At 73.1% G+C, this 20,651-nt stretch carries 20 protein-coding genes; 7 read left to right on the plus strand and 13 right to left on the minus strand.

Annotation, left to right across the window (positions count from 1 at the left end; all coding sequences use genetic code 11):
- Positions 1 to 106 precede the first annotated feature (106 nt).
- The 7 genes from HTV45_RS01570 to HTV45_RS01600 all read right to left on the minus strand — a co-directional run bounded on the left by HTV45_RS01570 (position 107) and on the right by HTV45_RS01600 (position 7,535).
- A complete protein-coding gene (locus tag HTV45_RS01570) occupies positions 107 to 1,330 on the minus strand; it encodes an MFS transporter (RefSeq protein WP_251690990.1) in 1,224 nt (407 codons plus the stop codon).
- Between the two features lie 360 nt (positions 1,331 to 1,690).
- On the minus strand, positions 1,691 to 2,254 hold the full coding sequence (locus HTV45_RS01575; RefSeq protein ID WP_215203717.1) for a hemerythrin domain-containing protein: 564 nt from the start codon (positions 2,252 to 2,254) through the stop codon (positions 1,691 to 1,693).
- Positions 2,255 to 2,344: 90 nt separating this feature from the next.
- A complete protein-coding gene (locus HTV45_RS01580) occupies positions 2,345 to 2,878 on the minus strand; it encodes a DoxX family protein (protein ID WP_215203718.1) in 534 nt (177 codons plus the stop codon).
- Positions 2,879 to 2,951: 73 nt separating this feature from the next.
- Entirely contained in the window at positions 2,952 to 3,275 is a 324-nt protein-coding gene (locus HTV45_RS01585) for a hypothetical protein (RefSeq protein ID WP_215203719.1), read from the minus strand.
- A gap of 225 nt (positions 3,276 to 3,500) precedes the next feature.
- Positions 3,501 to 5,159 carry a catalase gene (locus HTV45_RS01590; RefSeq protein WP_215203720.1) on the minus strand — a complete coding sequence of 553 codons (1,659 nt, stop codon included), beginning with the start codon at positions 5,157 to 5,159 and terminating at the stop codon, positions 3,501 to 3,503.
- Between the two features lie 292 nt (positions 5,160 to 5,451).
- The gene (locus HTV45_RS01595; RefSeq protein WP_215203721.1) at positions 5,452 to 5,688 is read right to left on the minus strand and encodes a hypothetical protein; all 237 of its coding nucleotides are present in this window, start codon (positions 5,686 to 5,688) and stop codon (positions 5,452 to 5,454) included.
- Positions 5,689 to 6,044: 356 nt separating this feature from the next.
- Positions 6,045 to 7,535 carry a helix-turn-helix domain-containing protein gene (locus HTV45_RS01600; protein WP_215203722.1) on the minus strand — a complete coding sequence of 497 codons (1,491 nt, stop codon included), beginning with the start codon at positions 7,533 to 7,535 and terminating at the stop codon, positions 6,045 to 6,047.
- 159 nt (positions 7,536 to 7,694) lie between these two features.
- Here HTV45_RS01600 and HTV45_RS01605 point away from each other — a divergent pair, with 159 nt between their 5' ends.
- From HTV45_RS01605 to HTV45_RS01615, 3 genes are all read left to right on the plus strand, one after another.
- The gene (locus HTV45_RS01605) at positions 7,695 to 8,315 is read left to right on the plus strand and encodes an L-threonylcarbamoyladenylate synthase (RefSeq protein WP_215203723.1); all 621 of its coding nucleotides are present in this window, start codon (positions 7,695 to 7,697) and stop codon (positions 8,313 to 8,315) included.
- 17 nt (positions 8,316 to 8,332) lie between these two features.
- Complete coding sequence (locus tag HTV45_RS01610) at positions 8,333 to 9,088, plus strand: dienelactone hydrolase family protein (protein ID WP_215203724.1); 756 nt, start codon at positions 8,333 to 8,335, stop codon at positions 9,086 to 9,088.
- 99 nt (positions 9,089 to 9,187) lie between these two features.
- Complete coding sequence (locus tag HTV45_RS01615; RefSeq protein WP_215203725.1) at positions 9,188 to 10,696, plus strand: metallophosphoesterase; 1,509 nt, start codon at positions 9,188 to 9,190, stop codon at positions 10,694 to 10,696.
- Positions 10,697 to 10,706: 10 nt separating this feature from the next.
- On the opposite strand, the gene HTV45_RS01620 is transcribed toward HTV45_RS01615, so the two are convergent.
- Entirely contained in the window at positions 10,707 to 11,681 is a 975-nt protein-coding gene (locus HTV45_RS01620; protein ID WP_215203726.1) for a TauD/TfdA family dioxygenase, read from the minus strand.
- Between the two features lie 184 nt (positions 11,682 to 11,865).
- On the opposite strand from HTV45_RS01620, the gene HTV45_RS01625 reads away from it, so the two are divergent.
- On the plus strand, positions 11,866 to 12,696 hold the full coding sequence (locus HTV45_RS01625) for an aldo/keto reductase (RefSeq protein ID WP_215203727.1): 831 nt from the start codon (positions 11,866 to 11,868) through the stop codon (positions 12,694 to 12,696).
- Positions 12,697 to 12,938: 242 nt separating this feature from the next.
- Here the strand turns inward: HTV45_RS01625 and HTV45_RS01630 are convergent, their stop codons facing one another.
- The 4 genes from HTV45_RS01630 to HTV45_RS01645 all read right to left on the minus strand — a co-directional run bounded on the left by HTV45_RS01630 (position 12,939) and on the right by HTV45_RS01645 (position 16,765).
- Positions 12,939 to 15,281, minus strand: coding sequence for a SpoIIE family protein phosphatase (locus HTV45_RS01630; RefSeq protein ID WP_215203728.1), 2,343 nt, complete (start codon positions 15,279 to 15,281; stop codon positions 12,939 to 12,941).
- 60 nt (positions 15,282 to 15,341) lie between these two features.
- Positions 15,342 to 15,809, minus strand: a complete 468-nt coding sequence (locus HTV45_RS01635) for a peroxiredoxin (protein ID WP_285899596.1) — start codon at positions 15,807 to 15,809, stop codon at positions 15,342 to 15,344.
- The gene (locus tag HTV45_RS01640; RefSeq protein WP_215203729.1) at positions 15,806 to 16,186 is read right to left on the minus strand and encodes a DoxX family protein; all 381 of its coding nucleotides are present in this window, start codon (positions 16,184 to 16,186) and stop codon (positions 15,806 to 15,808) included. The genes HTV45_RS01635 and HTV45_RS01640 overlap by 4 nt, the downstream gene beginning before the upstream one ends.
- Positions 16,187 to 16,258: 72 nt before the next feature.
- Positions 16,259 to 16,765, minus strand: a complete 507-nt coding sequence (locus tag HTV45_RS01645; protein ID WP_215203730.1) for a MarR family winged helix-turn-helix transcriptional regulator — start codon at positions 16,763 to 16,765, stop codon at positions 16,259 to 16,261.
- Between the two features lie 120 nt (positions 16,766 to 16,885).
- Here HTV45_RS01645 and ligD point away from each other — a divergent pair, with 120 nt between their 5' ends.
- From ligD to hemC, 3 genes are all read left to right on the plus strand, one after another.
- Positions 16,886 to 17,866, plus strand: coding sequence for a non-homologous end-joining DNA ligase (gene ligD / locus HTV45_RS01650; protein ID WP_215203731.1), 981 nt, complete (start codon positions 16,886 to 16,888; stop codon positions 17,864 to 17,866).
- Between the two features lie 145 nt (positions 17,867 to 18,011).
- Positions 18,012 to 18,788 (plus strand): NPP1 family protein, encoded by a 777-nt coding sequence (locus HTV45_RS01655; protein WP_215203732.1) that lies wholly within the window; start codon positions 18,012 to 18,014, stop codon positions 18,786 to 18,788.
- Between the two features lie 82 nt (positions 18,789 to 18,870).
- Positions 18,871 to 19,809, plus strand: coding sequence for a hydroxymethylbilane synthase (gene hemC, locus HTV45_RS01660; protein WP_215203733.1), 939 nt, complete (start codon positions 18,871 to 18,873; stop codon positions 19,807 to 19,809).
- A 16-nt stretch (positions 19,810 to 19,825) separates the two neighbouring features.
- Here hemC and HTV45_RS01665 read toward each other — a convergent pair whose 3' ends face one another.
- On the minus strand, positions 19,826 to 20,347 hold the full coding sequence (locus HTV45_RS01665; protein WP_215203734.1) for a hypothetical protein: 522 nt from the start codon (positions 20,345 to 20,347) through the stop codon (positions 19,826 to 19,828).
- Positions 20,348 to 20,651 lie beyond the last annotated feature (304 nt).

Consider the following 20,651-nt stretch of genomic DNA (forward strand, 5'->3'; position numbering starts at 1 on the left):
CTTCCCGTCCCGTCCGTCCCCGGTGCTGCGCCCCGGACCCCCTCCGGCCGGGCCCCCTTCGGCCCTGGACGGGCCTTGTCCTCGGGCGCCGGACGGGCCGAGTGGGTCAGGCCGCCGTTTCCAGGGTGTGCTGCCTGGCGAGCGGGAGAGGGGTGGGGGTGCGGCGGGTGTGGAGGAGGTGCCCCGTGGCTATGGAGGCGGCGATGATCAGGCCGCCGGCGATCAGGGCGCCCCGGGGACCGGCCAGTTCCATGAGGAGGCCCAGGGCGGGCGGGCCGCCCAGGCTCCATACGGTGCCGACGCTGCCCCAGACGCCGATCACCCGTCCGCGCAGATGGGCGGGCGGATCGGTCTGCAGGACGGCCGTTCCGGTGGTGTCGGAGACGGATTCGACGACGGCCATGGGCAGCACCAGGACCATCAGCACGGCCAGCGACGGTGACATCCCCGCCACCACCTGAAGCAGCGCGCCCGTCGCCGCGAGGGCGCCGACCAGCCGCACCGACGGCCTGCGCAGCCGCGCGCCGAGCACCGCACCGAGGATTCCGCCGACGGCGAGGACGGTGGACACCGTGCCGAACGCACCCGGGCCGCCCGCGAGCGGCCCGGTGACCAGGACGGCGAGCGTGAGCCCGTAGTTGCGTCCGAAGACCGCGCTGATGCCGGTGACTCCGGCGAGGGCCATCAGCCGGGGCCGGCGGGCGAAGAAGGCGAGCCCCTCGCGGACGCTCAGGGCGGCGCGGGGACGCTCCCCCCTCTTCTCGGCGACGTGGCGGACCGCTCCGGCCGCCGGGCGCAGGAAGGGGATGACCGCGGTCACGAAGAGGAAGGAGAACCCGTTGGCGAAGTAGGCGGCGGCGGTGCCGAGGAACCCGACCGTCACTCCGGCGAGCGCGGCGCCCGCGAGCCGGCCCGCGTTGAAGACCAGGGCGCCCACGCCGATGGCGGAGGGCACATCCTCGGCGGGGACGAGATCGTTGCCCAGCAGGGCGCAGGCCGGGTTGTCGACGGTGGCGATCATGCCCGTGACGGCGGCCAGCGCCATGAGTGACGTCATGTCGAGCCGGTCCAGTGCCACCAGGGTGGCCGTGGTGAAGGCGATGACGGCGAGCAGCGCCTGGCTGACGGCGGCCGTCAGCTTCCGCGGCCAGCGGTCGACGGCCGCACCGCCGAGGACGCTCATCAGCAGGGCCGGAGCGGCCTGCACGGACATGGACAGGCCGGTGGCGGCGGCGGAGCCGGTGATCTGCAGGACCAGCAGGTTCTGCACCGTGAGCTGCATCCACGTACCGGCGTTGGACACGAAGTTCGCGACGGACCACCAGCGCATGCTGCGGTGCCGCAGGGACCGCCAGGGCGAGCGGGAGACGGGCTGGGCAGGGGTGGGTGCAGAGGTGGGTGAGGAAGACACAGTGCGCTACTCGGAGACGAGCCGGAGGGCTCAGCGAAGGGGGCGCGGGAAGCGGAACGCCGGCAGCGCTGCGCGGCGGCTCCCCTCACCTGGACTGGGCGCGGACCATCGTGACAGAAGGGAACGCCGAGTCGGTTCCGGGCAGCCGGGAGAGCACCCGGCCGCGCGGGTCAAATACGCCGTGTCTGCGAGGGGTTGGGGTAACGAGTGCGGTTGCTCACAGGGCGCGGGCACGCCAGAGGGCCCGCCGCTCGCAGCGGCGGGCCCTCGCTCCCGGTGTCAGCCGTGTTTGCCGCGCCCGCTCAACGCGTCGCGGAGCCGGTCGACCATGCCGGCGCCCGGTGCCAGCAGCTTGTTGGCCGGGGGCTTGTCCGGGGCTGACGGGTGCGGACGGGTCGGGGCCGTCTTCTTCGCCTGACGCACCTTGTCGCCGAGCTCGTCCAGCTGCTCCGGGGAGCAGGCGGCTCGCAGCCTCGGGAAGAGGTTCTGCTCCTCGTCGGCGATGTGCCCGCGGATCTCGCTCATCAGCGAGCCAATGAGCCGGTCGAACTCGGCGTCACCCGCGTCGCAGCTCTCGAGGTCCTTCATGGTCCGCTCGGCCGTGGCGTGGTCCTCGAGCTCCCGGTCGGCCAGGACGTCGCCGTTCGGCAGGTGCTCCCGCACGGCCGGGTAGAGGTAGGCCTCCTCGGCCACGGAGTGCCGGACCAGTTCGATCGTGGCCTGGTCCGCGTAGACCTTGCGGTCCTTGTGGCCGGGCGGCAGCGCCTCGATCTTGCCGAAGAGTTCCTCGACCTCCCGGTGGTCGGTCACCAGCTCGTCGATGACGTTGCCTCCGTGTCCCATGTCTTTCTCCTCCGGTTCGGTGGCCCCCAGCCGGGCCCACTCTCCGGCTCCGGGTCCCCTCGTCACAGGGGTCCTAACGCCGCCCGTTCCTCAGCAGGACAGTTTGGCGCGGACCCGGCCCGCCATCGCGGCGGGCCCGGCGCCGGCCCGGACGGAGCGGCTGACCAGGTGGGCGTCGCGCCGCAGATCGTGGGCGGCGTGCCGGCCGCGCCACAGCAGCGAGGGGGCGGATCCGGTGTCGTCGGCGGCGATCAGCAGGCCGCCGAGCATGGAGAGGTTCTTCAGGAAGTGGATGCGCTGCTGGGCCTTCTGACCGGGGTCCTCCTCCTCCCAGAAGCGGTGGGCGGCCAGCGTCGTGGGGATCAGCGTGAGGGCGATCGCCAGCGCGGCCGGGCGGGACATCCGTCCGGTGGCCAGCAGCAGTCCGCCCGCGACCTGGACGGCGCCGCTGAGGCGCACACAGTCCTCGGTGCTGTCCGGCAGCAGCGGTACGCGGCCGGTGACGGGCCGGACGACGGGCTCCGCGATGTCGGTGACGTTCTCGGGGTGACGGACGGAATCCAGCCCGCCCGCGACGAACATCGAGGCCAGCATCGGCCGGCCGAGGACACGCAACAGACTCATGGACTGCTCCTGGGGGTGTCGGTGGTGCGAACGCGCCGGGTTCCCCCGGGAGATGGGGGCAATCGGCGGGCCGTCACCAGAACCGGGTGGTGAGCGCGGGCTGGTGGACCGCCTCGACGGCGTCGCGCAGGCACAGGGCGACGCCGATGGTGGTGCGCAGCACCGAGGGGCGCACGGTCTGCGCGGTCTCCGTGGCCAGGACGAGCAGACAGCCCGCCGCCTGTTCGACCACGGAGACCGGGAGCGTGTAGTCGCTGTCGGCGGCCGCGCGGAACGCCTTCAGCGGGATTCCGGCTCCGTCGACCGTCCGCCTCGCGGCCTGCTCCAGGTGGTGTGCGGCGTCCTCGCAGAGCGAGGCGGGCAGGGTGAGGGTGCGCTGGAACGATGCACTTGTCATGATCCCAGTGCTCCCCCGGCGCGGCCCCGTCCGATCGGCCGGCGCCGGGATTTCACCGTCCCGCGTGAGCGTTCGGCGGCCGCCGGGCTCCTGCGCCGGGCATCGCCGACACGCGTCGGCGTGCACCAGCCGTTCCCGCCGCTGGTGCACGCCGTGCCGCCTCCGGCCGCGGCTACGCCTGGCAGGCGCTCGCGGTGGCGCGGGCGGCCGTCTCCGGATGACCGCTCAACGGGTCACCACATGGCGTTCGTCGGGGACGCAGTGGGTCATGGTGAGCCCCGTCACGTCGCGCGGCGGGTTGTCGCCGAGGCTGGAGAGCCGCTTGCGGTCCTCGTCGGTGAGGGTCTGGCTCGCCAGCGGTTCCAGGTGGGCGACGTCCTCGGGCATGATCCCGAGGCCCTCGCCCACCCGGCGGCCGAGGTCGTTCTCGGCCAGGAGGCAGTGCCAGACCATCCGTTCCTGCACCTCGCGGTCGCACTGGGCGAACAGGTCGGTGAAGTTCTTCACCAGGTCGTCGCGCTCCCAGTCCTCCATCAGGCAGTAGCGCTGGCCCGCCTGGAGGTAGTCGTTGGTGCGCGGGATGCGCTTGCGGGTGAGCCGGCCCACGATCTCCGGGCCCTGGTCGTCGTGCGTCGGGTACTCGCCCTCGCGCAGCCCGCCGGTGATCGACGGTTCGTAGTTGACCTGCGGGTTCTGCCCGGAGTCATCGACGAGGTACGTCATCTGGCCGTCGCGCTGGTTGGTGTGCACCTCCGCGTTCTTGGCCTGGTTGACGGGGAGTTGCAGGTAGTTCGGGCCGACCCGGTGGCGCTGGGTGTCGCTGTAGGAGAAGGTCCGGCCGACGAGCATCTTGTCGTCGGAGAAGTCCAGTCCGTCGACGAGGACGCCGGTGCCGAAGGAGATCTGCTCGTTCTCGGCGAAGTAGTTGTCCGGCATCCGGTTCAGCACCATCCGGCCCACAGGGTGCGGCGGGAAGTCCTGCTCGGGCCACGTCTTGGTGTCGTCCAGCGGGTCGAAGTCGAGCTCCGGGTGCTCGTGGTCGTCCATCATCTGGACGAGCAGTTCCCACTCGGGGTGGTCGCCGCGCGCGACGGCCTCGTACAGGTCCTTGGTGGCGTGGCCGAGGGAATCCGCCTGGACGTTCGCGGCGTCCTCCTCGGTCATGGAGCGCACGCCCTGCTTGGGCATCCAGTGGTACTTGACCAGCTTGGTGTCACCCGCGGCGTTGACCCACTTGTAGGTGTTCACGCCGAAACCCTGCATATGGCGGTAGTCCGCCGGGATGCCGCGCGGGCTGAACAGGTTGACCAGCATGTGCATGGACTCGGGCGTCTGCGACATGAAGTCGAAGATGCGCCGCGGCTGCTGCTCGAAGGTGACCGGGTCGGGCTTGAGGGCGTGGATGACGTCCGGGAACTTGATCGCGTCCCGGATGAAGAAGATGCCCAGGTTGTTGCCGACGAGGTCCCAGTTCCCGTCCTCGGTGTAGAACTTGACGGCGAAGCCGCGCGGGTCACGGGCCGCCTCGGAGGAGTCGCGTCCGCCGATCACGGTGGAGAAGCGGACGGCCACGTCGGTGCGTTTGCCCTGCTCCTGGAAGAGCTTGGCCCGGGTGTAGCGGGAGACGGGCTCGTCACCCCACTTCCCGTACGCCTCGAAGTACCCGTAGGCGGTGACACCGCGGGCGTGCACGACGCGCTCGGGGATGCGTTCCCGGTCGAAGTGACTGATCTTCTCCAGGAACTGGTAGTTCTCCAGCGTGGCGGGGCCCCGGGCGCCGACCGTGCGCTGGTTCTGGTTGTCGTAGACCTGATGGCCCTGCCGGTTGGTGAGTACCTTGCGGTCGTCGCCCGGCGCGGGTCCCCGGCTCGAAACGTCCGTCATCTTGGTCGGCTCCTTGCGCTGCTCGTCGTCCCCCCGGTCGCGTGTGTACGGGGGTCATGCTGCCGCGCATCACGGCCGGCTGCGACTCGAAGGCGCGGCGGACGCCGCACCGGGCCGGACGCCGCCGGGATGCGTCTGTGCGTGGATTGCGCCGTCCGGTCGATGGCGTCCGGCGGCACGGGTGCGGGTGCGCGGGTGAGGCGGGCCCGCTGTCGTGCACCGGGGAGGCGGCCGGCCGGGGACGGCGCGGGTCCGGTCACCGCAGGGTGACCGGACCGGTGAAGCGGCGTGCTCAGCTGCCGTCGAGACGGGCGCGCAACAGTCCCTTGCCCAGTTCCGCGCCCTTGCGGCTGTCCGCCTGGGCCTTGCGGAACAGGTCGGCGACCTCGGTGTCCTTGGCCCGCTCGGCGTCCTGGATGTAGTTCTCCAGGCGCAGGGCGTTGCTCAGACACGCCTCGACGTACCAGATCAGGTTGTAGTCCTTGTCCTGCGTGCCGGTGGCGCCGCCGGTCTCCGTATCGCTGGTCATCCGGGTCTCCTCCTCGCGATCGCTCGTTCGCCGCCCGCCCGGTCCGCGGCGTGACGCACGGGAGGGACGGGCTGCACAGCCGCGGTCGGGTACCCGCCCGCCGTGAGGACACACAGCGTCGGAGGAGAGGCGGCGCGTCGCCGGAGACGGCGGAGCCCCGGGGCGCGGCGGGCGGGAAGGGCGGAGCGGAAGGCGCCCGGGGGCCAGGGACGGAGGCGCGACCGGTCCCCCGTTCCGGTCGGGCCCCCGTCGTGGCTAGAAACTAGCCGGAGCGGGTGGCGCGTGTGTATCGCGCCGATGCCCGCTGCGGCCGCCGGAGGACTCATCCGTGCACAACCGCGTCCGAATGGCCCGTTTTACTCCGCCGTGAGCACCGGCTGTTCCAGCTCGCCCACCACCAGATGGGCCAGTACGACCTCGTAGAGACCGGTGCCCGCGGCCAGCAACTGGCGTTCGAGGACCGGCTCGGCGCTGCGCACGTGCTCGCGTACGGTCTGCGCATGGACCCCCAGGGTCAGCGCGGCCCGCTCGGCGTTGCCCCCGGCGGCGATCCAGGTGCGCAGGGTGCGGCGCACGTTGCGGGTGCCACCGTCGAGCCGGCCCAGCAGTTCCCGCGCCCAGGTGCCCATGGCGGGGCCGGCCAGCAGACCGGCGAGGCCCGGGGAGGGCGCGTCCGGGTCGGTGCCCGCCTGTCCGTCCTGGAGGTTGATCTGGGTGTGCAGCGCCAGGTGCACGACGGCGCGGGCGGTGACGTCGTCGAAGTCGGTGCCGAGCATGGTCTCCACGCGTTCCATGCGGGCCCGCACGGTGTTGCGGCTGACGCCCAGGATCTTGGCGGTGTTGACGGCGGTGAACTCCAGACCGAGCCGGGTGGTGGCGAGCAGTTCGGCGCGGGTGTGATGGGCCAGCGCGTCCAGCGGACGCAGCACCCGTCCCGCCCAGCCGCGCAGGGCGGCGGGGTCCATCAGCCGCTCGGGGTGGGTGCGCTCGGCGTACACGGCCGTCTTGTCCTCCCTGAAGCGCGCCACCGCCAGTGCGCTGACGGCCTGCCCGTACGCGGTGGCGGTTCGGGCGAGGCTCTGCCACACACTGCCGCCCAGGAAGGTGCCGGGATACCGTCCGACCAGCGACCGCAGATCGGAGGCGGTGGCCGGGCGGGGGCTGACGACGATGACGTGCCCGTCCATCGCGGGGCACCGCACGACCAGCGCCTCGTCCCGCGTGGTGTCCAGGCACTCCGCCACCAGCCGTTCGCGCCGGGCGGGCGCGGACTCGACGACGTAGACACAGGCGGTGTCGGCGTCCAGCAGCCCCGGCCAGAGTCCGGCGGCGACCCGGCGGGCCGCCACGGTGTCCTCCACCATCAGCAGTTGCAGGATGGCCAGCCGCAGGTCGGCCGTGGCCCGCTGGAGCCGGCGTCCGGCCGCCGTGGTCTCGTGGGCGGCCAGCAGGAGTTCGAGGACCTGCGCGGTGTGGGTGACGACGTCGGCGGTGTGCCGGTCGAAGGGGGTCCGGCGGGAGACGGCCATTACCCGGATGCCCGAGGGATGGCCGATCCGTACGAGGCGCAGATGGCGGCCCTCCCCCTCCCAGGCGGCGGAGGCGATCCGGCCGGAGCCGAGGCCGGCGACGAGGGACTCGTCCAGGGACAGCCGGGTCCCGGCGAGGAGAGCGCCGGTGGCGTCCTGGAGGGAGACTTCCGCGTTCGCGGCGCCGGCCAGCCAGTCGACGACCCGGCCGGCGTCCCGCTCGGCCGGCCGCAGGAGACCGAGCAGCTCCCGCGCCCAGGCCGAGGGCTCCCCGGCATCGCCCGGCGCCCCTCGTACTGCGTCGTTACGGCCTGCCACCCCGGTCGTCCCTTCTTCGCCTCGCGGTCCCGGCCCAGGTCGGGGACGTTACCCCACCGGTGCACGACGCTCACGTCAGGTGCGGCGCCGCGCCCGGCCCCGAGGAGTGCGGGCCCCGGGGTGTGCGCTGCTCGCGCGGGGGCGGCATAAGCTCGGTGAATGGCGAAGTACTTCGACGTGCACCCCGACAACCCCCAGCCGCGCACCATCGGCCAGGTCGCCGACAGCATCCGCGCAGGCGCCCTGATCGCGTATCCCACGGACTCCTGCTATGCGCTCGGCTGCCGGCTGGGCAGCCGCGAGGGCATCGACCGGATCCGCACCATCCGCAAACTGGACGACCGGCACCACTTCACCCTGGTGTGCCGTGACTTCGCGCAGCTCGGTCAGTTCGTACGGATCGACAACGACGTGTTCCGCGCGGTCAAGGCCTCGACCCCGGGCAGCTACACCTTCATCCTGCCCGCGACGAAGGAGGTGCCGCGCATGCTCCAGCATCCGAAGAAGAAGACCGTCGGCGTGCGCATCCCCGGTCATGTCGTCACCCAGGCGCTGCTGGCGGAGCTCGGTGAGCCGCTGCTGTCCAGCACGCTGCTGCTGCCCGGCGAGGAGGAGCCGATGACCCAGGGCTGGGAGATCAAGGACCTGCTCGACCACCAGGTGGACGCGGTGCTGGACTCGGGTGACTGCGGCACCGAGCCGACCACGGTGATCGACTTCTCCGGCGGCGAGGCGGAGATCGTCCGGCGGGGCGCGGGCGACGTCTCGCGGTTCGAGTGACCGGGAGCGGGCCGGCCGTGGGCGCCGTGACGGGGACCGGCGTGGGCGTCCCCACCGAGGACGGGACCGCCGACGCGTATCTGACGCGTCCGGCGGACGGGACACCCCGGCCGGCGGTGCTGTTCTACATGGACGCGTTCGGTCTGCGTCCGCGACTGCGGGAGATGGCCGACCGGCTGGCGGGGGCCGGCTACACCGTCCTGGTGCCGAACGTGTTCTACCGTCGCGGGCCCGCCCCGGTGGCCGAGCTGCCCGGCTTCATCGACGACGCGGCGCGGGGCCCGCTGCTGCGGCGCCTCATGCCGGTGATGCGGCAGCTCACGCCCGAGCGGGCGGCCCGGGACGCCGGCGCGTATCTGCGGTGGCTGGCCGACTGCCCGGCGGCGGCCGGCGGTCCGGTGGCGGTGACCGGCTACTGCATGGGCGCGGCGCTGTCGCTGCGCACGGCCGGCACCCACCCGGAGCGGGTGGCCGCCGCGGCCGGGTTCCACGGGGGCCGGCTGGCCCCGGACGCGCCGGACAGCCCGCACCTGCTCGCCGGCCGGATCACCGCCGAGCTCTACTTCGGGCACGCCGACCGGGACCCGTCGCTGCCGCCGGAGCAGATCGGGCGTCTGGAGCGGACCCTGACGGACGCCGGTGTCCGGCACCGCTGCGAGGTGTACACCGGGGCCGGGCACGGATACACCCAGTCCGACACGGCCGCCTACGACAAGGAGGCGGACGAGCGTCACTGGGCAGCCCTGCTCGGCCTGTTGGCCCGTACCTTCTGAACCCCACCGCCGACTCGGCTTCCTGTGGCGGGGGTCCGGCGCCCTCGCCACGGACCCCCCGCCACCGCCCCTTCTCCGCACCGTTGTTACGGTGCAGCGGTGTCCGACTCCTCACGCGTTACCGCCGAAGGCGCAGGCTGGGGTGCCGCCGAACGCGGTACGTACCGGCGGCTGATGCCGCGGCGCCGGACGGAGAAGATCTCCTGGCTGGACCCACGCATGCTCCTGGCCGCCCGCAACGGCGTCCTGGCCTCCTGGTTCGGGGACCCCACGGGAGGTGTCCGGGCCCGCTGGACGGCCCGGTGCGCGGCGGCCGGCGCCCCGCAGGACAAGGTGATCCGGCGCGACGACCCGGACCGGTTCTCGTTCCTGGTCCTCGGCGACACCGGGGAGGGCGGTGATCCGCAGTACGCGGTCGTGCCGGGCCTGCTGGAAGAGGGCCGGGACACCGCCTTCGCCCTGATCGCCAGCGATGTGATCTACCCGGTGGGCAGCGCAGACGACTACGGCCCCAAGTTCTTCCGGCCGTACCGGGACTACCGGGCCCCGATCTACGCGATACCCGGCAACCACGACTGGTACGAGGACCTGGCCGGCTTCATGCGCGTCTTCTGCGACGACGCCACGCCGCTGCCGCCCGGGCCCGCGCCGCGCCCCCTCACCCTGGCCTGGCTGCGCTCCCTGCTGTGGCACCGGCCGCGCCCCGGGGACGGCGAGGGCCTCACCGAGGCGCGCACGCTGCGCTCCGGGCCCGCCCAGCAGGCGGTGCAGCCGGGACCGTACTGGGCGATCGACGCCGGTCCGGTGCGGATCGTCGGCATCGACACGGGACTGCTGGGCACCATCGACGCCGAACAGGGCGCCTGGCTGCGGGAGATCTCGCGGGGACCGCGCCCGAAGATACTCGTCACGGGCTCGCCCCTGTACGTCGACGGCGAGCACCGTCCGTGCCCGGTCGAGGGCGGCGGCACCGTCGACGACATCGTCCGCGACCCCGGCCACCACTACGTGGCCGCGATCGGCGGCGACATCCACAACTACCAGCGCTACCCGGTGCGGCTGGACGACGGTCGCACCCTCCAGTACGTGGTGGCGGGCGGCTCGGGCGCGTTCACCCACGCCACCCACACCATCCCCCGGGTCGATGTCGCCGGTGTCACCGAGCGCGACTTCCGCTGCTACCCGCTGCGCGGCGACTCCCTCGCCTTCTACAGCGCCCTCTACGGGCGCCGGCTGCGGCTGCGGCGCTTCTTCGCCCTCACCGACGCCGAGGCGATGGCGGTGATCGCGGAGCGTCTCGGCATCGGTCCCACCCGCGTGCCGGGCGCCCCGCCCCGGGTCACCCGCCGGATGCGGCTGCTCGCCGGGCTGCTCGGCACCGGCCGCCGGCCGGACCGCGGCAAGCGGTTCCGGCTGCCCGTGCGCAAGGCCTACACCTCGCTCCTCTCACCGGGCTCGGCCACCTACACCCCGCCGTTCTTCAAGAGCTTCCTGCGCGTCGACGTGAGCCCAAAGGCGGTCCGGCTGCGCTGTCACGCGGCCACGGGTCTGCGCGCGCAGGAGGTCGCCCCACCGGTCGAGGACGAGGTCACCATCCCACTGACGTGAACGGCGTCCGCTACCAGCGGCCCGGTGCGGTGCCGGTGAGGGCTGTCGACCGGCGGCCGTCCACGCCCACCGGAACGTCACCGGCGAGCATCACGCGGTGCATGATCCGCGGGTGGTCCAGGTGGGCCGTGTCGCCCGGGGCCAGATGGATGGTCGCCCGGTTGTCCCAGAACGCCACGCTGCCGGGCTCCCAGCGCAGACGGACGGTGTACTCGGGCCGGGTGGCCTGCTCCAGGAGCAGTTCCAGGACGGCCGTGCTCTCGGGCCGGGACAGACCGGTGATCTGTTCGAGGTAGTAGCCGTTGACGAACAGCACCCGCTCCCCCGTCTCCGGGTGGACGCGCACCAGCGGATGCTCGGAGGCGGTCTGGTGGTCCAGCAGATGGCGCAGATACCCGTCGTCGCCGGCCCGGGGCTGATAGCCGACCCCCAGCCGGTGCTCGGCGCGCAGCCGGTCGGCGAACTCGCGCAGGGGCGCGGACAGTCCCGCGTACGCCGCGGCGAGGTTCGACCAGGTGGTGTCACCGCCGTAGGGCGGAACCGTCCCGGCGCGCAGGATCGTGGCGGCCGGCGGGTCGACGCGGGCGCCGTGGTCGCAGTGCCAGCCGCGCAGCAGGGTGTGGCGGCGGCGCCGCAGCCACTCCTCGTGCTCCATGCCGAACCGTCCGCCCAGCTCCAGCCGGTCGGCGGTCGTCTCGATCTCGGGGAAGTCCGGCGGGGACGCCTTCCCGCGCCGTGGCAGCACGACCGGTTCGCCGAACCGGCGGGCCAGCGCCACATGGGCGGCGTGGTCGAGGCGCTGGCCGCGGAAGAACACCACCTTCCAGCGCAGCACCGCCGCCCGGATCCCGGCGACCACGCCCTCGTCGAGGTCGCCGGCGAGGTCGACGCCGGTGATGTCCGCCCCGATGTGCCCGGTGACGGGATGTACCTCCACGGTCCCGGTCCGCTCCCCTTGCGTCACGCCGCCCGTGTCCTTCGTCATGCTTCCCCTCTCCGCCGGTCGTGCCCGCCGGTTCCGCACGGACCGGCTTCCGGGAAGATCGTGGCAGCGAACCGCGGGCCTGGCGACAGGGCCTCCCCGGCGCGGGCCCCGTCCGGTTGATCATTGCCCCCGCCGTCCCCGACCCTGGAGGAAGGACACGACACCCCCAAGGGAAGGCCCCCTCGTGATCAGCATCCCGAGCCACACCCTCAACGACGGCACCACCCTCCCCGCCCTGGGTCTGGGCACCTGGCCGATGGACGACGCCGAGGCGGAACGGGCGGTGGGTACGGCCCTGGAGGCGGGCTACCGCCTGGTCGACACGGCGGCGAACTACCGCAACGAGACCGGTGTGGGCCGTGCCGTGGCCGCGAGCGGGGTGCCCCGCGCGGAGATCACCGTGACGACGAAGCTCCCGGGCCGGCACCACGGCTACGAGGAGACGCTGTCCTCCTTCGAGGAGTCCCGGGGCCGGCTCGGGCTGGAGTACGTCGACCTCTATCTGATCCACTGGCCGCTCCCCCGCGTCGACAAGTACGTCGATTCCTGGAGGGCCATGGTCAAGCTGCGCGAGGACGGAGCGGTCCGGTCGATCGGCGTCTCCAACTTCACGCCCGCCCACATCGAGCGGCTGGAGAAGGAGACCGGGGTGCTGCCCTCGGTCAACCAGATCGAGCTGCACCCGTTCTTCCCCCAGGAGGAGCTGCGCGCGTACCACGCGGACAAGGGTGTGCTCGTCGAGAGCTGGAGCCCGCTCGGCCGGGGCTCGCAGCTCCTGGACGACCTGGCCGTGGCCGCCGTCGCCGAGGCGCACGGGGTCACCCCCGCCCAGGCGGTGCTGCGCTGGCACATCCAGCTGGGCGTGCTGCCCGTTCCCAAGTCGTCCGATCCGCGGCGGCAGCGCGCCAACCTCGAGGTGTCCGGCTTCGCACTGGACGCGGCCCAGATGCGGACGATCGCCGAGCGCGCCCACGGGCGGATCGGCGGGGACCCGGAGGTGCACGAGGAGTTCTGACCGGGTGGTGCCCTGCGCCCGCCTGTACGGGGAAGCGTTCCGGCGGGCGCCCCCGGTCCGCGGCCGGCTCCGGCACGGACCGGCCGCGGTCTGCCCAGGGGCGCGCGGGGTGAGGGAGGTGAGCCGCGTCCGCGCGGCCGCAATGCTGGGGACGGACGCCGGTTCCCTGCCCGCGACCGGCCGAAGACCTCGCACGGGGAAGACCTCGCACGGGGACGGCCGGGCCGAGCCGTATGCGCGGGTCAGTGCCCCGGGAGTTGCTGTTCGGCCCAGATCGTCTTGCCGTGGTCCGTCTGGCGGCTGCCCCAGCGCCGGGTGAGCTGGGCCACCAGCAGCAGTCCCCGGCCGCCCTCGTCGTAGACGTGGGCGCGCCGCAGATGCGGTGAGGTCGAACTCGCGTCGGTGACCTCGCAGATCAGGGTGCGGTCGCGGATCAGCCGCAGCTGTACGGGCGGCTCGCCGTACCGGATGGCGTTGGTGACCAGTTCGCTGACGACCAGTTCGGTGACGAAGGCGATCTCGTCCAGTCCCCACGCGCTCAGTGTGCCCGTGGCCCAGTCGCGGGCGCCGGCCACCTCCTCGGGGACGGACCGCACCTGCCTCGTGGCGACCTGTTCGCCGCCGAGGGCCCGCGTGCGGGCCAGCAACAGGGCCACGTCATCGCCGGGTTCCGCGGGCAGTACGGCCTTGAGCACGCTGTCGCAGAGGGCCTCGAGCGAGTCGGCGGGGACCGCCAGGGCGCTGCGCAGCTCTCCGGTGGCGTGGTCGACGTCGCGGTCGCGGTCGCGGATCAGACCGTCGGTGTAAAGGGCGACGACCGAGCCCGCGGGCAGCTCGAACTCCGTCGCCTCGAACGGCAGCCCGCCCACCCCCAGCGGCGGGCCCGCGTTCACGGGGACGAGCCGGGTCGTCCCGTCGGGCAGCACGACGACGGGCGGCGGGTGGCCGGCGGCCGCCACGGTCAGGAAGCGGCAGACCGGGTCGTAGACGGCGTAGAGACAGGTGGCACCGAATTCGGCCACCTCGTCGTCGCTCTCGTCGGCCGCCAGATGCAGCACCAGGTCGTCCAGATGGGTCAGGAGTTCGTCGGGCGGGAGGTCGACGTCGGCCAGGGTGCGCACGGCGGTGAACAGCCGCCCCATGGCCGCGGTGGAGGGGATGCCGTGGCCGACGACGTCACCCACGACCAGGCCGACCCGGCTGCCGGCCAGCGGGATGACGTCGAACCAGTCGCCGCCGATACCCGCCGCCGACCGGGAGGGCAGATAGCGGTGGGCGACCGTCACGGCGGCCTGGCCGGGCAGTCCTCTCGGCAGCAGCGCCTGCTGGAGTGTCAGCGCGGTGGTGCGCTCGCGGACGAAACGGCGGGCGTTGTCGACGCAGACGGCGGCCCGGCTGGCGAGTTCCTCGGCGAGGAGGGTGTCGTCGGCGGTGTAGGCCTCGGGGTGGCTGGTGCGCGCGGCGACCAGGACGCCGAGCGTCGTGCCGCGGGCGCGCAGCGGCACGCTCAGCAGCGAGTGGGTGTCGGCGGGCACGGTGGGGCCCTCCCCCTGCAAGGAGGTGCCGCTGCCGCGCAGCCACCGGTCGAACTCCGGGTCGCCGGCGCGATGGAGCACCGCGTGGCCTTCCCGCAGTGCCCGCGCGGGGGACGAGTCGGCCAGGTAACCGTCGATTTCCCCGAGGCGGACGGCCGACTCGGGTGTCCCCTCGGTGGCCGAGCGGTGTGCCACGCGGCGCAGCGGGACGCCGCCGGCCGGGCGGGCCCGCGGTCCGCCGGTCGTGACGACGTCGTCGAGCAGGTCGACGGCGGCGAAGTCGGCGAACCCCGGAGCCAGGAGTTCCACGAGCTCCTCGGCGGTGCGCCCCACGTCCAGGGTGGTGCCGATGCGCGCGGCCGCCTCGTTCAGCATCACCAGGCGTTCGCGGGCCCTCATCTGCGTACTGCTGTCGAGGGCGGCCACACCGGTGCCGATCACCCTGCCGGAGGAGTCGCGGACCGGCCACATCTCGACGTGCCACGCGTGCAGCCTTGTGCCGGTGGGGAGCCGGGTGAAGTCCTCCAGATGCATGGGTTCACCCGTTTCGGCGACCCGGCGGAGGTGCCGGCTGAATCTGCGGCTCGCCTCGGACTCCTCCATGGTGTCCTGGTAGAACCGCCCGACCAGGCTCGTCCGGGGCACGCCCAGCATCAGGCAGGCGAGGTCGTTGAGCGCCAGATAGCGCTGATCGGTGTCGAGGACGGACATGGCCAGGGTCGACTGCTCGAACACCTGGCTCACCAGGGAGGTGTCCTGCGCACCGGCCGGCTCGGCGGTGATCACCTGGCCGGCCGGTACACCGCCCGCGCCCAGCAGGGGCTGCGCCGTCAGCCGCAGCGGTACGGGGTGACCGTCGCGGTGGCGCAGCCGGACGGTTCCCGACGGCAGGGGCCCGGGGCCGGCCGGCGCGTCCTCGGCGAGCAGCTCCCGTACGGGCCGCCCCACGGCGTCCTCGGCCGGACGGCCGGTCAGCCGCCGGGCGCCCTCGCTCCAGCCGGTCACGATGCCGCGGGCATCGACGGTCATCGCGGCGGAGGCTTCCTCCATTGGTCCAGCATCGGCCCATGGCGGCACCCTCTCAACCGCGGCGCGGCACTCGTGGCGGTGTCACGCCCGGTGGTCGCGGAGCGCGGCCAGCGCCCGGTCGGCGTGCGCGTTCATCCGGATCTCGCTGCGGACGGCCTCCAGGACGGTCCGGTCCCGGGCGATGACGAAGGTGGCCCGTTTGGTGGGCGCGAGGGCGATTCCCCGCTTCACCCCGAACCGCTCGCGGACGGTGCCGTCGAGGTCGGACAGCAGGGGCATACCGAGGGCGTTCCGTCCGGCGAACTCCGCCTGCCGTTCGACGTCGTCCCCGCTGATGCCCACCGGGCGGGCCCCCGCGGCGGCGAACTCGGCGGCCAGGTCACGGAAGTGGCAGGCCTGGGCGGTGCAGCCGGGGCTCAGGGCGGCGGGGTAGAAGAACAGGACCACCGGCCCCTCGGCGAGCAGGTCCGTGAGCCGGCGGACGGTGCCGGTCTCGTCCGGCAGGGCGAAGTCCTGGGCCGCGTCGCCCTTCTCCAGGCGTCCGCTCATGACCGGCCCTCCGCGTTCCTCGCGACGCCGCGCGCCCAGAGCACCAGGGGCAGCTGCAGTGGCAGCCGGCCGAGGGCCAGCGCCTTCTGCGGGGCCGGACGGTGCCGCCAGTCGACGGCCATCTTCACGTTGGCGGGGAACACGCCGACGAAGAAGGCCGCCGAGGCGAGAGCGGCGGCCTTGCGGGTGCGAGGCAGTGCCACACCGGCGGCCAGCGCGAGTTCCACGGCGCCGCTGGCGTAGGTCCAGGTCCGGGGCGAACCGGGCAGGGAGCGCGGCACCGTGTGGTCGAACTGGCGCGGGACGGCGAAGTGGGCGGTGCCCGCGGCGGCCAGCAGGCCGGCGAGCAGCAGGGGCGAGCGTTCGTACCGTGACACGGTTCCTCCTCCGGTGGCCTGCCGCGCGATATTACCCGACGGTAAGTCCTGGGTGGCGGGCGGGCCGCGGGGTCAGACGGGGATCCCGGGGTCCAGGTCCTCGTCGGTGGCATGAGCGAGGAAGTCGTCGACCATGCGGTGGAACAAGGTGGCGAGCCGGCTCAGGTCGTCGGCCGACCACTGGGCCAGCGCCGCCTGCATGCCCCGGACCCCGGCCTCCCGGATCCGGACGATGGCCTGCCGGCCGGCGTCGGTGAGCTCGATACGCTGGGCGCGGCGGTCGTCCGGGTCCGGGACCCGGGTGACATGGCCGGTCTTCTCCAGCTGCTGGACCGTCCGGGTGACGTGCGAGGCCTCCACGCCCAGCCGGGCGGCCAGCTCCCCCGGCCGCATCGGCTCGGCGTCGGCCATCTTCCGCAGCAGCGCGACCGCGGCCCGGTCCAGTGGCACCCCCGCCAGGGCCATCAGCCGCTCGTGCTGACGGGCGCGCGAACTCAGATACGTGATGCGGTGCAGCGCGCGCTCGATCTCGGCCACTTCCGCAGTGGCGGGGGCGTCGGGAAGCGGGGGTGTGGACATGCCCTCACTTTACCATCTCATTGCCTGACTCAATCAATTGCCCCAGGCCGCCCGCCGCCGTTCGGGCGAAACCCCGGCGGGCCGCGCGTGACGGACGGGGCGTGGGTCCACACCTCACCCGTGACCCTGCCGCTGATCCCGCCCATGCTCGCCACGCCCGGCTCGCTGCCGCCCCCGGCGGCGGACGCCCACTGGGCCTACGAGACCAAGCAGGACGGACAGCGGACGGTGGTCTGCCTCCCCGGGGACGGCACCGTCGTCCTGCGGGCCCGCTCCGGCCAGGAGATCACGGGCGCGTACCCGGAACTCCGTCCCCTGGCCGACGCCCTCGGCTCCAGGCCCGCGGTCCTGGACGGCGAGGTGCTCGCCCTGGACGCGTACGGCCGCCCGAGCTTCCAGCTGCTCCAGTCCCGCATGGGCCTGGCGCACGCCCCCGGCAGGGCCGCCCGGCGGGCGGCGGCGGTTCCGGTCCGCCTGGTGCTGTTCGACGTGATGCACCTGGACGGGCGGTCACTGATCCGACTGCCCTATGCGCGGCGCCGCGAGACGCTGCTGGACCTCGCGCTGGACGGGCCGGCCTGGTCCACCCCGTCCGCGATCGTGGGCCACGGACCGCAGGCACTTCGGGCGACCCTCGAGCACGGACTCGAGGGCCTGGTCTGCAAGCGGCTGGACTCGGTGTACGAACCGGGCGTGCGCTCCCGCGCCTGGATCAAGATCCGCAACATGCGCAGCGAGGACGTCCTGGTCGGCGGCTGGCTGCCCGGCAAGGGGCGGCTGAGCGGCCTGCCGGGCGCGGTCCTGGCCGGACAGCGGGCGGGAGGACGGCTGCGGTACGTCGGCGGCGTGGGGACCGGCTGGAACGAGGCCGAACGCGCCGAACTCGCCGCGCTGCTGCGGGCGGCGGCCACCGACGTGTGTCCCTTCGACCCGGTTCCGGCCGTACCCGGCGCGCACTGGGTGGTGCCCCGGCTGGTCGGCGAGGTGCGCTACAGCACCCGTACCCGGGACGGCATGCTGCGCCAGCCGTCCTGGCTGCGCCTGCGGCCGGACCTCGCGCCCGAGGAGGCGGCGGCCGACCTCCCGGACGACCCGGTCTGACCCGGAGCCGTCGCCCTCCGGATGCCGGGTCGGAATTCAACAGCGGTACACCTGCACCCTCTTGGCATGTATACGCCCAGCCGGGATGCTGAACTCCCCCACCACCGCAGCCGCCTGGCCGCGCCCCGGCCAAGAGGAGGACGCAGTGCCGTCGAGCACGTTCCGCACCCACCGCAGGAGATGGCTGACCGGTCTCGCCGGCGCCGCCGCACTCGTCATCGCCTTCCCCTCCACCGCCTTCGCCGCTCCCCCGCCCGCCCTGCCCGCCAGTGCCGGCAGCCTGGAGCAGACCTTCCAGCCCGCCTACGACTACGACAGGGACGGCTGCTACCCCACGGCGGCGATCGGCCCGGACGGTGCCGTCAATCCCGGCCTCAAGCCGACCGGCGCGCTCAACGGCAACTGCCGCGACGCCTCCGACCTGGACAACACCAACGGCTACGCCCGCGCCACGTGCAACAACGGCTGGTGCGCCGTCGTCTACGCCCTGTACTTCGAGAAGGACCAGGCGCTGCCGGGCGTCGGCCTCGGAGGTCACCGCCACGACTGGGAGCACGTCGTGGTGTGGGTGCGGGACGGCGCCGCCCAGTACGTCGCCACGTCCAACCACGGCTCGTTCTCGGTCCACGCACGCTCGGCGGTGCGTTTCGACGGCACTCACCCCAAGATCGTTTACCACAAGGACGGTATCGGCACCCACTGCTTCCGCCTGGCGAGCGCGGGCGACGAACCGCCGGAGAACCACCGGGGCGGCTGGCAGTACCCGGCACTGGTCGGCTGGGACGGCTATCCGGCGGGACTGCGCGACAAGCTCGTCTCGCACGACTTCGGCAGCGCCCACTTCGGTCTCAAGGACGGCAGTTTCGCCTCCCATCTCGCGGCGGCCAAGCCGTCGGGCATCCCGTTCGATCCGAACGGGTGACCGTAGCAGGCGAGTTGACGCCGGGAGCGCCGAACGGCGTTCCCGGCACCGGAGGCGTGGCCTGAGGGTCTATCGTGACGCCATGCCGATCCCCGCGACGATGATCCGCATCGTCTCCCGCGACTCGCCCATGGCACTCGCCCAGGTGGAGAGGGTGCGGGTCGAGTTGGCCTCCGCCCTGCCCGGTGTGCGCACCGAGGTCGTGCCGGTCAGGACGACCGGCGACAAGTGGCTGGGCGACCTGTCGAAGGTGAACGGCAAGGGCGCTTTCACCAAGGAGGTGGACGCCGCGCTGCTCGCGGGTGAGGCGGATGTCGCCGTGCACTGCGTCAAGGACGTGCCCGCCGACCGGCCGCTTCCGGCGGGCACGGTGTTCGCCGCGTTCCTGCGGCGTGACGACGTCCGGGACGCCCTGGTGCATCCCGGCAGACTCACCCTGGACGAGCTCGCGCCCGGAACCCGGGTCGGCACGTCCTCGGTGCGCCGGGTCGCCCAGCTCGCCGCCACCCATCCGCACCTGCGGTGCGTGCCGATGCGCGGCAACGCCAACCGGCGGCTGCGCAAGCTCGCGGACGGTGAGGCGGACGCCCTGCTGCTCGCACTCGCCGGCCTGGAACGCATCGGCCGCACCGACGTGATCAGCGAAGTGCTCTCCCCCGAGGCCATGATGCCGCCGATCGGCGCGGGCATCCTCGCCCTGCAGTGCCGCGAGGACGACACCGCACTCATCGAGGCGGTCAGCGCCCTCGGCCATCCGGGCACCCACCGCGAAGCCACCGCCGAACGCATGTTCCTGCATGTGCTCCAGGGGCATTGCAACAGCCCGGTCGCCGGGTACGCACGAGAGGACCGCGGGGGTGAACTGTCCCTGCGCGCCCGTGTCTTCACCCCGGACGGCAAGACGCGGCTAGACGCGCACGAGTGGGCGGGCCGGCTCGATCCGGCCACCCTGGGCACCTCGGTCGCCGTGGCCCTGCTGCGTCAGGGCGCCCGCGAGATCATCGACGGCATTCCGCACTGACGTCCGTTCAGGACGTTCAGGAGGTGCCTTCCTCCGCCTGCTCCTGGAGGAAGACGCTCACCTGCTGGGCCAGGCTGTCCCGGCACGCGCCGGCGGGCCGGCCCGCGGGGGCCTCGTGCACCCCGACGCCCCCCGTCCACAGCCTGCGGGCGGCCCACTCCTCGTCGGCCCGCAGCTGCACCTGGACGTCGACCTGGCCCAGGGACGCCTCGGGGGCGGCCGCGTAGAGCACCGCGGTGACGCGGCGCAACGGGTGGACATCGAATCCCTCGATGAACTGCGAGTTGCGCCAGTCGATGAAGGCGCTTTCGCCGTCGTTACCGGTCCGGATGTCGATCTGGCCGTCCTCGAGATGAATGCAGTAAGGCCGGCTGCCACGATTCTCGACGGTCACGCGGACACTGAAGTACGTCAGCCCGTCGGCGGCGTCGTCCCGTCCGCGTGGCGGTTCGCCCGATTCCAGGCGGTGGACGCGGACGCGCAGGCCGGCCTGCTCGCCGTACTCCTGCCAGTCTCCGACCACGTTCGGCTCGTACACAGTGCACCTTTCGACTTCTGTCCGCTGTTTCCTATCCGGGGCCTCAGCGCACTGTCAAATGAGCGGAATGCGCTGTGGTCAGGCGGTTCGCCCGGGCCGGTGAACGATCAAGCGCTGCGCTGGAGGAATCCCCGGGCGGCCCGACGGGGCACCCGGCCGCGGAGTGCCGCACATCACGTCCGCCGCCGTGATCACCGGCGGAGCGATCCGCGGCACTCCGCGACGCCGGACGCGGGGCGGCTCCGGCGCAGCGGACCGCTCCGCCGGCCGGGATTTCACGCAATGAATTCCCGTGATTCCAGAA

It is taken from the genome of Streptomyces sp. CHD11, assembly GCF_018638295.1.
GTDB lineage: Bacteria > Actinomycetota > Actinomycetes > Streptomycetales > Streptomycetaceae > Streptomyces.

Bases quoted from the DNA above. Each gene is read 5' to 3' on its own strand.
- HTV45_RS01570 (WP_251690990.1), bottom strand. From the start codon at position 1,330: ATGCGCTGGTGGTCCGTCGCGAACTTCGTGTCCAACGCCGGTACGTGG.
- HTV45_RS01575 (WP_215203717.1), bottom strand. From the start codon at position 2,254: ATGGGACACGGAGGCAACGTCATCGACGAGCTGGTGACCGACCACCGG.
- HTV45_RS01580 (WP_215203718.1), bottom strand. From the start codon at position 2,878: ATGAGTCTGTTGCGTGTCCTCGGCCGGCCGATGCTGGCCTCGATGTTC.
- HTV45_RS01585 (WP_215203719.1), bottom strand. From the start codon at position 3,275: ATGACAAGTGCATCGTTCCAGCGCACCCTCACCCTGCCCGCCTCGCTC.
- HTV45_RS01590 (WP_215203720.1), bottom strand. From the start codon at position 5,159: ATGACGGACGTTTCGAGCCGGGGACCCGCGCCGGGCGACGACCGCAAG.
- HTV45_RS01595 (WP_215203721.1), bottom strand. From the start codon at position 5,688: ATGACCAGCGATACGGAGACCGGCGGCGCCACCGGCACGCAGGACAAG.
- HTV45_RS01605 (WP_215203723.1), top strand. From the start codon at position 7,695: ATGGCGAAGTACTTCGACGTGCACCCCGACAACCCCCAGCCGCGCACC.
- HTV45_RS01620 (WP_215203726.1), bottom strand. From the start codon at position 11,681: ATGACGAAGGACACGGGCGGCGTGACGCAAGGGGAGCGGACCGGGACC.
- HTV45_RS01630 (WP_215203728.1), bottom strand. From the start codon at position 15,281: ATGGAGGAAGCCTCCGCCGCGATGACCGTCGATGCCCGCGGCATCGTG.
- HTV45_RS01635 (WP_285899596.1), bottom strand. From the start codon at position 15,809: ATGAGCGGACGCCTGGAGAAGGGCGACGCGGCCCAGGACTTCGCCCTG.
- HTV45_RS01645 (WP_215203730.1), bottom strand. From the start codon at position 16,765: ATGTCCACACCCCCGCTTCCCGACGCCCCCGCCACTGCGGAAGTGGCC.
- hemC (WP_215203733.1), top strand. From the start codon at position 18,871: ATGCCGATCCCCGCGACGATGATCCGCATCGTCTCCCGCGACTCGCCC.